At 61.7% G+C, this 12186-nt stretch carries 9 protein-coding genes and 3 pseudogenes; 11 read left to right on the top strand and 1 reads right to left on the bottom strand.

Annotation, left to right across the window (positions count from 1 at the left end; genetic code table 11):
- Positions 1-55 precede the first annotated feature (55 nt).
- From folC to Q427_RS12775, 8 genes and pseudogenes are all read left to right on the top strand, one after another.
- Positions 56-1267: pseudogene (gene folC / locus Q427_RS12745) on the top strand (bifunctional tetrahydrofolate synthase/dihydrofolate synthase).
- Positions 1268-1295: 28 nt separating this feature from the next.
- On the top strand, positions 1296-1775 hold the full coding sequence (locus Q427_RS12750; RefSeq protein WP_331280630.1) for a hypothetical protein: 480 nt from the start codon (positions 1296-1298) through the stop codon (positions 1773-1775).
- Positions 1717-1998 (top strand): SPOR domain-containing protein, encoded by a 282-nt coding sequence (locus Q427_RS36285; RefSeq protein WP_331280631.1) that lies wholly within the window; start codon positions 1717-1719, stop codon positions 1996-1998. Before Q427_RS12750 ends, Q427_RS36285 begins: the two co-directional genes overlap by 59 nt.
- A 34-nt stretch (positions 1999-2032) precedes the next feature.
- Positions 2033-2614: a CvpA family protein gene (locus Q427_RS12755; protein ID WP_043514385.1), complete on the top strand. Its 582-nt coding sequence runs from the start codon at positions 2033-2035 to the stop codon at positions 2612-2614.
- Between the two features lie 138 nt (positions 2615-2752).
- A pseudogene (purF, locus tag Q427_RS12760) lies at positions 2753-4275 on the top strand (amidophosphoribosyltransferase).
- Positions 4276-4349: 74 nt separating this feature from the next.
- Positions 4350-5546 carry an O-succinylhomoserine sulfhydrylase gene (locus Q427_RS12765; RefSeq protein ID WP_043514387.1) on the top strand — a complete coding sequence of 399 codons (1197 nt, stop codon included), beginning with the start codon at positions 4350-4352 and terminating at the stop codon, positions 5544-5546.
- Positions 5547-5731: 185 nt separating this feature from the next.
- Entirely contained in the window at positions 5732-6286 is a 555-nt protein-coding gene (locus Q427_RS12770) for a cytochrome b (protein ID WP_043514389.1), read from the top strand.
- Positions 6287-6360: 74 nt separating this feature from the next.
- Positions 6361-6944, top strand: a pseudogene (locus tag Q427_RS12775) (YceI family protein).
- Between the two features lie 93 nt (positions 6945-7037).
- On the opposite strand, the gene Q427_RS12780 reads toward Q427_RS12775, so the two are convergent.
- Positions 7038-7832 carry a 2OG-Fe dioxygenase family protein gene (locus Q427_RS12780; protein WP_043514391.1) on the bottom strand — a complete coding sequence of 265 codons (795 nt, stop codon included), beginning with the start codon at positions 7830-7832 and terminating at the stop codon, positions 7038-7040.
- A gap of 240 nt (positions 7833-8072) precedes the next feature.
- Here Q427_RS12780 and Q427_RS12785 point away from each other — a divergent pair, with 240 nt between their 5' ends.
- The 3 genes from Q427_RS12785 (at position 8073) to Q427_RS12795 (ending at position 11931) form a co-directional block, all read left to right on the top strand.
- Positions 8073-9929, top strand: a complete 1857-nt coding sequence (locus Q427_RS12785; protein WP_442905484.1) for a putative bifunctional diguanylate cyclase/phosphodiesterase — start codon at positions 8073-8075, stop codon at positions 9927-9929.
- Between the two features lie 117 nt (positions 9930-10046).
- Positions 10047-11387, top strand: coding sequence for an MATE family efflux transporter (locus Q427_RS12790; RefSeq protein ID WP_051496344.1), 1341 nt, complete (start codon positions 10047-10049; stop codon positions 11385-11387).
- A 76-nt stretch (positions 11388-11463) separates the two neighbouring features.
- Positions 11464-11931, top strand: a complete 468-nt coding sequence (locus tag Q427_RS12795) for a Spy/CpxP family protein refolding chaperone (protein WP_043514395.1) — start codon at positions 11464-11466, stop codon at positions 11929-11931.
- The last annotated feature ends 255 nt before the right edge of the window (positions 11932-12186 follow it).

Consider the following 12186-nt stretch of genomic DNA (forward strand, 5'->3'; position numbering starts at 1 on the left):
CGCTACATCCCGGCGCCTCGATGCCTGGCTGGCAAGGCTGGAAGCAGCGCATCCCATGGGCATCGACCTCGGTCTCGACAGGGTGGCCGAGGTCGGCCGGCGGATGGGGCTGCTCGATGCCACCCTGGCTAGGCGTGTCATTACCGTGGCTGGGACCAACGGCAAGGGCTCCACGGTGGCCATGCTCGAGGCACTGGCCCGTGCGCACGGCCTTTCCACCGCCAGCTACACTTCGCCGCACCTGCTGCGCTACAACGAGCGGCTGCGCCTGGATGGGGCCGAGGCCAGCGACGCCATGCTGATTGCCGGGTTCGAAGCGGTGGAGGCGGCACGCCTTGACGGCGATCCGCTCAGTCTGAGCTACTTCGAAGTCGGCACCCTGGGCGCCCTGTGGGCCATCGCCGGCTTTCAGCCGGACCTGGCAATCCTGGAGGTCGGCCTGGGCGGACGCTGGATGCGGTGAATATCATCGATGCGACGTGGCGGTGGTGACCACCATTGCCCGGGATCATTCGGCTTACCTGGGCGACGACCTCGAAGGCATCGGCCGTGAGAAGGCGGGTATCTTTCGTCCTGGCAGGCCGGCGGTCCTGGGTAGCCAAGTGCTGCCCGACAGCGTACGCGCAACGGCTTCAGCGCTCGGGACTCCGGTCTTGACTTTAGGTGAGACCTTTCAGTGGCATGAGACGGGGCCTTCCAATTGGCGCTGGCAGGGTGCTGGGCTCTCCATCAATAACGCTTCCCTTGAAGACTTGCCGGACCCCGGCCTGCCGCTGGACAATGCAGCAACGGCCCTTCAGGCACTCGCACTGGCCGATGTGGCCCTGGATGCCCCCGCCTGCCGGCTGGCGCTTACCGAGGTCAGGCTGCCTGGGCGGATGCAGTGCTGGGGCAGTGGTGTCTCGACGTCGGGCATAATCCCCACGCCGCGGCCTATCTGGCGGGGCGGCTGCAGGCCATGCCCTGTACAGGCAGAACCTGGATACTGCTGGGCATGCTGGGTGACAAGGATGCCGATGGGGTGATCGGTGCACTGTCGACAGTGGCGGATGCCTGGGTGACAGTGACGCTGGAGGGCTCACGCGCACGCACGGCCGAGGAATTGGCCGAACACGTGCTTGGCAGTGGTGCGACAGTGGCCTTTCAGGCGGCCTCGCCGGAGGCAGGCGCCAAGTGGATCAGCGACCGGCTCTCCCCTGAGGATCGAGTACTGGTCTGCGGCTCCTTCTTTACCGTAGGCGCCATTCTGGCATGGATGCAGGCGTAGGTCTGGCTTAGCTGGGCAGGAGGTCAAGATGAAGTACGGAATGCGTGAACGAGTCAGTGGGGCGATCATCCTGATCGCCCTGGCGGTGATCTTCGTGCCGATGCTGTTCGACGACCCGGCGCCTCGCGACGAGCGGCCGCAACCGGTCATGAGCATTGAACAGCCGGTTCCGGTTGAGCGCCGCGATGTGCCCGATCCCCAGCCCCCGGGCAGCCTGGGGGAGATACGTGGCCCAGAGTCGGCGGGCGAGGTTGGCACGCTGCCTGAACCTGTGGATATGGATGCCGCCGAATCTGACGTCGAGGCAGTGGAAGAGACGGCCGTTGTCGAGGTGCCGCCTGCCGATGTGATCCAGCCGGACCCCGCGCAACAGGCCGGCGAGCCACCGGCTCGGGACGCCGCCTGTCGAGGACCCCATTGCCGACCTGGCCCGTGCGGCATCCGAGCGGATGGACAGCCAGCAGGCCGACCCTGCGCCGAGCGCCACGCCAGCGACTCCCGCCGGTGAGTGGGCGGTACAGGTTGGCAGCTTTGGTGAGCCGGGCAATGCCGAGCGGCTTCACGCCCAGCTGGAGGAGCAGGGCTTCTCTGTCTATAGCCGTCGGCGGGACAACAACATGACCACGGTATATGTCGGGCCCTATGACTCATCCGAGTCCGGCGAACGCGCCATGGCCGAACTGAAGGAGCAGGCCAACCTTCAGGGACTGCTGGTGCGGGTAAGGGAGTGACGCAGGGTGAGGGAGTGATGCAGAGAGTGAGCCCATGTTACTGACCTGGATCGACTGGATATTTCTCGGCGTACTGGCGGTGTCGACCCTGGCGGGTTTCATGCGCGGCCTGATTCGTGAAGGGCTCGGGCTCGCCGCCTGGATCATCGCCCTGCTGGCGGCACGACTGCTGGCCGAGCCGGTGGCCGATCTGCTGTCGGGTTTCATCGACAACCCCGATGGTCGCCTGGTGCTGGCCTTCGTGCTGGTGATTCTCGGCGTCATCCTGCTCTGCGGCATCGTCATCCGCATGGTTCATGCGGCGGTGGAGTGGGTCGGCATGGGTTTTTTCAATCGCGTGGCCGGTGCCTGTTTCGGCGTGGCGCGTGGAGCGGCGATACTGATCATCGCGACCATCCTGATCACGCTGACGCCGTTGGCCCAGCTGCAAGCCTGGCAGGAAGCCGAGCTGAGGCCCGCCTTCGAGCAGCTGCGTGACTGGGCGGTCAGCCAGCTGGAGGCGTGGGAGGATCGGGTGCCCGAGACGCCCGAATCGTGGCGAAACCTGTCGTTTCCGGATGGTCGCGAAGCTCCCGAGCCCACTGAATCGTCGGTGCCCGACGATCGAACGCTCTGAAGCCCATGCTTTGCAACACACCCGTTTTTCAACACCGGCCCTGACCGGCCGATTTTCGACGATTGACCCTGAACTGCGAACGACAAGCGAATGATAAGCCGGCCCAGGCCGGCCCCCATGGCAGCGAGGTAAGGTGGAATGTGCGGTATCGTGGGCCTTCTGGCCAAGCAGACCGTCAACCAGGCGATCTATGACGCCCTGACAGTGCTACAGCATCGCGGACAGGATGCCGCCGGCATGATGACCTGGAGCGAAGGCCGCTTCCTGCTCCGCAAGAGCAACGGTCTGGTACGCGATGTCTTCCATACTCGCCACATGGCGCGCCTGAAGGGCAACGTGGGCATTGGCCACGTACGCTACCCCACGGCCGGGTCGTCCAGCGAGGCGGAGTCCCAGCCTTCTACGTCAACTCGCCCTACGGCATCTCCCTGGCGCACAACGGCAACCTGACCAACTCGGATCAGCTCAAGCAGGAGCTGTTCTCCTCCGACCTGCGTCACATCAATACCAGTTCCGACTCCGAGGTGCTGCTCAATGTCTTCGCCCATGAGCTGGGCAAGCAGGGGCCGCACCTGGAGCCGGGTGATATCTTCGACGCCGTGCGTCGTGTCTATCGGCGCTGCCGGGGTGGCTATGCGGCCGTGGCGATCATCAACGGCTTTGGCCTGGTGGCATTCCGCGATCCCAACGGCATTCGTCCGGTGGTGTTCGGTACCCGCGACGAGGGCAACGGCCAGGAGGTGATGATCGCCTCGGAGTCGGTGGCACTCGACGTGGGTGGCTTCGAACTCCACCGCGACCTGGCGCCCGGCGAGGCGATCTTCGTCGACATGGAAGGCAATATCCACACGCAATCCTGTGCCGACCGGCCCAGCCTCTCGCCCTGTATCTTTGAGCACGTCTACCTGGCCCGCCCGGACTCCATCCTCGACGGGGCCTATGTCTACGGCACCCGCATGCAGATGGGCCGCAAGCTCGGCGACCGCATTCGCAGCGAATGGCCGGAACACGACATCGACGTGGTCATCCCGATTCCCGATACGTCGCGCACCTCGGCACTGGAGTTGGCCCAGCACCTGGGCGTGACCTACCGTGAAGGCTTCATGAAGAACCGGTATATCGGCCGCACCTTCATCATGCCGGGCCAGACCCAGCGCAAGAAGTCGGTGCGCCAGAAGCTCAACGCCATCGATATCGAGTTCAAGGGCAAGAACGTCCTGCTGGTGGACGACTCCATCGTACGTGGTACCACCTGCAAGCAGATCATCCAGATGGCCCGGGAAGCCGGCGCCAACAAGGTTTACTTCGCCTCGGCGGCGCCGCCGGTGCGCTATCCTAACGTCTACGGGATCGACATGCCGGCCGCCACGGAGCTGATTGCCCATGGGCGCAGCGAAGCGGAGGTGGGCGAACTGATCGGCGCCGACAGGATCTTCTATCAGGACCTGGACGACCTCAAGGCGGCCTGTCGTGAGGTGAACCCGGAACTGGCCACCTTCGATTGTTCGGTCTTCGACGGTCGCTACATCACCGGCGATATCGATGCCGGCTACCTGTCGGCCCTCGAAGCATCGCGCAACGACGCGGCCAAGCAGCAGCAGAGCACGGGTGGTCACGCGCTGGTGGGAATGCACAACCAGGATGACGACATCGACGATTGATCGCTGTCACTGCGCCATCGACCACTCTGGCCAAGAGCTCTCCACCACCGTTGCGACGAAGAAAGGGACCGAACATGCAAGACGACCCGACACCGGAAGCGGCCTGGGCGCTGGAGACCCAGGCGATTCGCGCCGGTCACCAGCGCACCTTCGAGCAGGAGCACAGCGAACCGATATTCCCCACGTCGAGCTTCGTCTATGGCAGTGCGGCGGAAGCCGCGCGGAAGTTCGGAGGTGAGGAGGCCGGCAACGTCTACTCGCGCTTCACCAATCCCACGGTGCATACCTTCGAGCGTCGTCTTGCGGTCATGGAGGGGGGCGAGCGCTGCGTGGCCACCAGTTCCGGCATGTCGGCCATCCTTGCCACGGTCATGGCACTGCTGGCGGCGGGGGATGAGATCGTCGCCTCCCGCTCGCTGTTCGGTTCGACGGTCAGCCTGTTCGACAAGTATTTCGGCAAGCTGGGCATTTCCACACGCTATGTGGAATTATCGGATCTCACGGCCTGGGAAGCGGCCATCACACCCAAGACCCGGCTGCTGTTCGCCGAGACCCCCTCCAATCCGCTGTCGGAGGTCGTCGACATCAAGGCGCTGGCCGAGATCGCCCACCGTCATGATGCCCTGCTGGCCATCGACAACTGCTTCCTGACGCCGGCTCTCCAGCGGCCTCTGACACTGGGGGCCGACCTGGTGATCCACTCGGCCACCAAATACCTGGACGGGCAGGGCAGGGCAGTGGGCGGAGCGGTGGTCGGGCGCAACCAGGAGCTCGAAGAGGTCTTCGGTGTGGTACGAACTTGTGGCCCCTGCCTGAGCCCCTTCAACGCCTGGATTTTCACCAAGGGGCTTGAAACCTTGAGCCTGCGCATGCGTGCCCATTGCACCAATGCGCTGGCGCTGGCGCAGTGGCTGGAGAGGCAGCCGGCGGTGGAGCGGGTCTACTACAGTGGGCTTGAGCACCATCCCCAGCATGCGCTGGCATCGCGACAACAGCAGGGATTCGGCGCGGTACTCGGTTTCGAGGTGAAGGGCGGGCGTGAAGGTTCCTGGTCGGTCATCGATGCCACGCGCATGCTTTCCATTACCGGCAATCTGGGCGACGTGAAAACAACCATCACCCATCCTGCCACCACGACCCACGGGCGTCTCTCCGAGGAGCAGAAAGCCGCGGCAGGGATCGCGGAGGGGTTGATTCGGGTGGCCGTCGGTCTGGAAAATCTGGAGGATATTCGTACCGATCTCGCCCGGGGCCTCGACGCACTGGCTTGAGCCAGTGCCGGGACGGTAAACCGACCGGCTCTGTCAGCACATTGGCGTATGTTCAATTAGTTCCATCTGCTTTGCGCTGCAGCATGGGATTTTTCCGAACGTTACATGCAGATTTTTTCAGCGGACCTCCGCGTCACCCTCGGGTAAGCTTGCGAACGATTCGTTTTTTCGAACGAGGATGTCGCATGTGGCGTAACACTCGCTCCGGCTGGGGCCTGATCAGTATCGCACTGCACTGGCTCAGCGCTGTCACCATTATCGGGCTCTTTGCGCTGGGCTGGTGGATGGTCGATCTAAGCTACTTCCACGCCTGGTACAATCTGGCGCCCTGGTGGCACCGTTCCATCGGCATGCTGCTGCTGTTCGCCACTCTGTTGCGCCTGGCGTGGCGTTTCATGCAGCCGACACCTGCCGCCCAGGGCAGTCGCTTCGAACGGCTGGCGGCGCATCTAGGCCACACTGCGCTCTACGGGCTGTTGCTGGTGGTCATGATCAGCGGTTACCTGATCTCAACCGCCCGAGGTCGCGGGATCAGTGTTTTCGACTGGTTCGAGGTGCCGGCGCTGATCAGCCGGCTGCCCAATCAGGAATCCATCGCTGGGGATATACACTGGTACAGCGCCCTGGCCTTGATGCTGCTGGCCAGTGGCCATGCCCTGGCGGCATTCAAGCACCACTTCCTCGATCGCCACGACACCCTGGCACGCATGCTCAACCCGTCGCATTCACGCCGCGGTTGAGCGGTCCGTTTCGATGGCGCCGCCCAGGCGTCGCCATCACCCTCGAGTCGTTTCATCCCCAAGGAGAGACCTCCATGCTGAAGAAGACAACCCTCGTTACCGCACTGACCGCCGCTGCCCTGATTCCGCTGTCCCAGGCTCAGGCCGCCGACTATGTCGTGGACACCGACGGCCAGCACGCCTTTATCCAGTTCAAGATCAACCACCTGGCTACTCGTACATCCTGGGCAACTTCGAGTCCTTCGAAGGGCGCTTCCACTACGATGCCGACAACCTCGAGGCCTCCAGCGTCGAGATGGAAGTCGACGTCACCAGCCTCAACAGCAATCACGCCGAGCGCGACCGTCACTTCCTGAGCGATGACTTCCTGAGTGCTGGCGACTACCCTACCGCCACCTTCGTCACCACCGGCTTCACTCCCAATGGCGACAGCGAAGGCGTACTGACCGGTGAGCTGACGCTGAAAGGGGAGACCCGCGAGGTCGAGATGCCGGTCACCCTGATGGGCGAGGGAGAGGACCCCTGGGGCAACTATCGGGCCGGCTTCGAGGGCAGCACCATGCTGACGCTGGAAGATTATGGCATCGACATGAGTGACTTTCCGGAAGTGATGCACGAGCTCGAACTCTACGTGACCTTCGAGGGCGTTCGTCAGTAATCTAGCGCTAGCCATTTGATCTAATGGAAAAAATATGCCCCCGAGGTGATCCTCGGGGGCATTTCTTCTTCAATCGGCTCGTTCCAGGAACCGTTAGTGAGTTTCGTTGAGCACCGCTTCGGGGAAGTGGCGTCTCAGCATGCGGTTCTGGAATTCATCCACGAAGCGGCTGTTGATGATGATGATAAACCGCTCGAAGGGTGCCGCAATATTGCACTGCCTGATGCCATCGACGCTATGAAACACTCTATCGTCACGAAGATGAAGAATATCACCGGGATCCAGAGTGGCATCCAGTAGGGAATACCTCCCCTCCTTGTCATGGTAGAGATGATTTTCGGCTCCGGTGACGTTCTCCCTGTTGAGCACCATGATGCTCAGTGCCTTGCAGCCATCGGCGTGAATGCCCTGGCCTTGGAGTGGATCGACACACCCTTCGCCACGTACGCCCGTAATCTGCATCAGGATCGGCTCCCGGGGCCCGATGTTCCAGAGCCTTGCCCAGGCCCGCACGAAGGCTTTGACATCCGGCCGGGACATGAACTCCCGGGTAAGAGGTGAATAGTAGCGCAGTCGGTCGGCCATGCTTTCGGCATCGTTGAAGGCGCCGCCCTGGGCCATGGGGCACTCCCCCATGTCCTCGACATCATTCTCCTCGTTGAGTGTCAGCCATGACATACGCTTCCAGCGTAGATTGACGTAAGGATCGCGCGGCAGGTCGGCGAGGTAGCCTTGCCAGGCGGCCAAATCAATCCTCGAACGGACCTCGGTTCTTGCCCAGTGTCGGTGAGCCAGCGATTCGATGACGTCTGCAGGCCAGTAATCCGCCAAGGGGTGGGCGGGCATGGTCGTGTGATCAAAGCCGTGCTTGAGCGTATCAAGTTTCATGAGAATTTCTCCTGTTGAGCGAAATTGCCCAGTTGTTGCCTGTTGGAAAAACAAGGCAGCAGGAGAAAAATGAGAACATTTGTTGCAAAAAGCAACGAAATGTAGTGAAAAATAGAGCCTTCGCGATAGGCTTACCGGACCAGTATGTGTATAACTATTAGTTGTACATATTCCATGCTGGTTAGCAAGGCATCCTATACAAAGCTTGGCTTCGCCCCTTTGCGCTGAATGAGGTTCCTCATGACTGGCCGCGAAAACCGTCACAGACGAGAGCCGGAATGCCCACTGGAGGAGAGCCACAAGGACCTGTGTGACATGACCGAATCCGAGCCCTCGATCGACAGGCTTGATTCCGGCACGTGCGAAACAGAAGTGGACTTGCTGCGCCGACAGTACCTGGAAAGCGAGCACCGGTTTCGTGCCCTGCTGGAAAGCCTGCCCAAGGTGGCGGTTCAAGGCTATGACCGCGATCGGCGCGTCATCTACTGGAATGAGGCCAGCAGTCGACTCTATGGATACAGTGCCGAGGAGGCGCAGGGTCAGTTGCTGGAAGACCTGATCATTCCAGACTTCATGCGAGAGAGTGTTGTCCAGGCTCATCGAGCCTGGGTCCAGAATAATATTGAAATTCCGGCGGAAGAGCTGGAGCTCCAGCACAAGAGTGGGATATTGGTACCGGTTTTCTCCCACCACGTGATGTTGGGGGAGCATACCGACTCCCCCTTGATGTTCTGCGTGGACGTGGATCTCGCCGACCAGAAGCGTGCGCATCGTGACCTGGATTTTGCCACTCGCTTCGATAGCCTGACCCACCTCTTCAATCGCCAGACGTTCGAAAATGAGCTTGGGCTATTGATTCAAGACTGCGAGCGTCAGGGGCATCATCTGGCACTGGTATATCTGGATATCGACCACTTCGTTGAGGTCAACGATGCGCTGGGCTACGAGCAAGGGAACTACCTGCTGATCGACCTTGCACAGCGCCTGCGTCGATGCCAACGAGCAACCGACCTGATCGCTCGTGTCTCCAGCGATGAGTTTGTGCTGGCCTTTCCCGGCCTGCTGAAGGAAGCGGATATCAGGCGCCTGGTCAACAAGGTCCAACGGGTCTTTCGTGCCCCCTTTGTGCTGAACGGTCGTGAACAACAGATATCAGCCTGTATCGGTGTGGCTCTCTTTCCAGACAATGGGCTGGCGGCGCGTGACTTGATCCGTAATGCCGATGTGGCCAAGAACCGGGCCAAGTTGGATGGTCGTGGAAGCCTGCGCTACTTTCAGCAGCAGTTGCACGATGAACTTGTGCGGCAGCACGATCTTGGAACACAGCTTGACCAGGCAATGGAGAACGGTGAGTTCTCCCTGCATTACCAGCCACAGGTATCGGCGACCAGTGGTCGGATCGAGAATCTGGAGGCGCTGCTGCGCTGGCAACCAGCGGAGGGGCCCCAGGTAGGGCCGGGCGAGTTCATTCCACTGGCCGAGCGATCTGGCCTGATCCATCGCCTGGGAGACTGGGTGATGGAGGAGGCCTGTCGCCAGCAGCAGGTCTGGAAGCGCATGAACTTCGGTGAGCATCGAATCGATATCAATGTCTCCGGGAGTCAGCTCACGCGCCCCGGCTTCCTGGAGCGTTTCGAGTCTTGCCTGGTGCGGTATGGGTTGGCGCCACAAGATATCGGTATCGAACTGACGGAAAATGTCCTGATTGACGCGGACGAGAGCGTGCTCGAGGGGCTGACACGCCTCTATCATAGAGGCGTGCGCATCGCCATTGATGACTTCGGCACCGGCTACTCATCGCTGAGCTACCTGAAGCATTTTCCAGTTACGGCCCTCAAGATCGATCGCTCCTTTATTCGTGACGCCCCGAATCAACCCAAGGATCGGGCCATCATGGAGGCGGCGATCTTTATCGGCCATCGTCTTGGCCTTGAGGTTGTCGCCGAAGGCGTCGAGAACGCTGAGCAGTTGACACTGCTCAGGGAGATGCACTGTGACCTCATCCAGGGCTATTTCTTCTACCGGCCGATGCCGGCCGAAGAAGTGGTTCGCCTACTGGCTGGCTTTATCCCTGGCCCTGAGGGGCTATCGGACTGAACGTCAGGGTAGATTGACGTAGAATACCCGGCTCCCTTGCATACTGGAGCCGCTGTGGTCGCTGCTGACAAGACTCAAGTATCCCTGGGCCTGACCCTGTGGCGCCAGACCTGGCCCATGGCCATCGGCGTGCTGGCGCTGCTCGGCTTTCAGCTGGTGGACAGCGCCTTCATTGCTCGGCTGGGTACCGCGCCGCTGGCAGCACAATCCTTCACCTTCCCGCTATCGTTCCTGGTCATCGGTGTTCAGGTCGGGCTGGGGATCGCGATTGCCGCGATGATTTCCCGCACACTGGGGGCCGGCGAACAGGAGCGCGCCCGGCGACTGGGCTTTCTGGTGCTGTTGGTGGGTACGACCCTTATCGCACTGCTGGCACTGCTGCTCTGGTGGGTGCAGGAGCCGGTATTCGCTCGCCTGGGGGCCGATGCGGCCACGCGCGAGCTGATCCGTGCCTACTGGGCACCTCAGCTGCTGGCGGCATGGCTGGGTGCCGCGCTCTACTTTGGCTACAGTCTGTTTCGCGCCCATGGGGATACGCGACTGCCCGGCAAGCTGATGGTCATCACCAGCCTGGTAAATCTGACGCTCGACCCCTTGTTGATCTTTGGTATCGGACCCTGGGAGGGGCTGGGACTGCCCGGCGCCGCCTGGGCAACGACACTGGCATTCAGTTGTGGCCTGCTGGTACTGGGACGTCGCCTCATGCGTACCGACTGGCTGTCGCGTCGTGGACTGGGAGGAGAACTGGCCCGCTCGGCCCGCCCCTTTGCCGGTATTGCTGGCCCCGCCATGGTCAGCCAGTTGATGCCCCCTCTGGCAGCCATGCTGGCCATCTCGGTGGTGGCGAGTCTCGGCGAAACCACGGTAGCGGCCTGGGGATTGGCCAGCCGTCTCGAGACGGTGTCACTGATGGTGGTTCTGGCCATGACCATGTCCCTGCCTCCTTGGCTGGGGCGCTGCTATGGTGCTGGGGACTGGGAGCAGATTCACCGGCTCATGAAGCTGGCGCTCAAGGTCGTCATGCTCTGGCAACTGGGACTCGGGGTGGTGATGGCGGGTGCAGCATCCTGGGTAGCGTTGGCGCTCTCCGGCAACCCCGAGGTGCGTGATGATCTGGCTATCCTGATCCGGTTTCTGTTGCCGAGCTATACCCTGCTCGGCGTCTGCATGCTGGTGGTCTCGGCGGGTAATGCCCTGGGCTGGCCACTGCGTGCCATGCTGCTTTCCTGTGCGAGACTCTTTCTCTTCTACCTGCCTTGTCTATGGCTGGGGGCGCAGCTCGGAAGCCTCACCGGATTGGCGCTGGGAGCGGCGACCGGTAATCTGCTGGCCGGATTGACCGCCTGGTATATGCTTCGGCGGATCCTGGGCAGTAGTCCCCAGCGCCTCGGTAGTGGCAGGGAAGGTGTCGAGTCTGATCGGCCGCTACCTGATGTCAGGAGCAACGGGCCGAACTAGTTGTGTTTTCCCTTGTCAGGGGTAGGGTGGGTGGCCATTCAGCCACAGACTTGTCCATGACGAATCGGAGCAATAGATGAAAGTAGTCAAACTTGTAGCAACGGCCCTCGTGGCACTGGGCATGGCATCACCGGCCATGGCACAGCAGTCCATGCAGGCTCCGCCGCAGCAAGGTGACCAGGTGGATCAGCTGAATGAATTGCTGGACCTGAACGATGGCCAGCAGCAGGAGATTCGGAGCCTTCTGGACGACGCCCAGCAGCGGTTGCAGCCCATGGAGCAAGAAGCCCAGGCCCTTCAGACTCGGCTGGCCGACCACATCGATCCCAATTTCGATGAGTCAGCGATTCGTCAGGACGCAACAAGGTTGGGTGAGCTGACCGGCGAGCTCGCCGCCGAATCAACTCTGCTGCAGGCCAGAGTGGAAGCCGTCTTCACTGAAGAGCAGCGTAACCAGCTGGAAGAGGTGATGGCACAGCAGCAGCAGCAGATGAATCAGATGCGACAGCAAATGCAGCAGCAGCAAGCTCCGCCTGCGCAGTAATAAAGTCGCCTGACCGATGGGCGCAATCGCTGATTGGTCTGCTATGGGCGCCACCGGGCCGTGAGCCTGGTGGCGTCCTGCCGTCATAGGCCGACTGCTACGAAATAAGGTTCATCGCAGACTAGTGCCGTCAGGCGCCTTGGCGGAGACTGTCATGACCGGCTACGATCATCTGCGACAGCGACACCGCCCGCTTCACGCCAGTCTGCGATGAACCCGTATAAGGCCCTGCCGGGTAAACCCGGCAGGGCCTTT

The sequence above is a fragment of the Halomonas sp. BC04 genome, assembly GCF_000568385.1.

Coding starts and splice junctions, on each gene's coding strand:
- Q427_RS12785 (WP_442905484.1), top strand. CDS start 8,073: ATGACTGGCCGCGAAAACCGTCACAGACGAGAGCCGGAATGCCCACTG.
- Q427_RS12755 (WP_043514385.1), top strand. CDS start 2,033: ATGTTACTGACCTGGATCGACTGGATATTTCTCGGCGTACTGGCGGTG.
- Q427_RS12790 (WP_051496344.1), top strand. CDS start 10,047: ATGGCCATCGGCGTGCTGGCGCTGCTCGGCTTTCAGCTGGTGGACAGC.
- Q427_RS12750 (WP_331280630.1), top strand. CDS start 1,296: ATGAAGTACGGAATGCGTGAACGAGTCAGTGGGGCGATCATCCTGATC.
- Q427_RS12765 (WP_043514387.1), top strand. CDS start 4,350: ATGCAAGACGACCCGACACCGGAAGCGGCCTGGGCGCTGGAGACCCAG.
- Q427_RS12780 (WP_043514391.1), bottom strand. CDS start 7,832: ATGAAACTTGATACGCTCAAGCACGGCTTTGATCACACGACCATGCCC.
- Q427_RS12770 (WP_043514389.1), top strand. CDS start 5,732: ATGTGGCGTAACACTCGCTCCGGCTGGGGCCTGATCAGTATCGCACTG.
- Q427_RS12795 (WP_043514395.1), top strand. CDS start 11,464: ATGAAAGTAGTCAAACTTGTAGCAACGGCCCTCGTGGCACTGGGCATG.
- Q427_RS36285 (WP_331280631.1), top strand. CDS start 1,717: ATGGACAGCCAGCAGGCCGACCCTGCGCCGAGCGCCACGCCAGCGACT.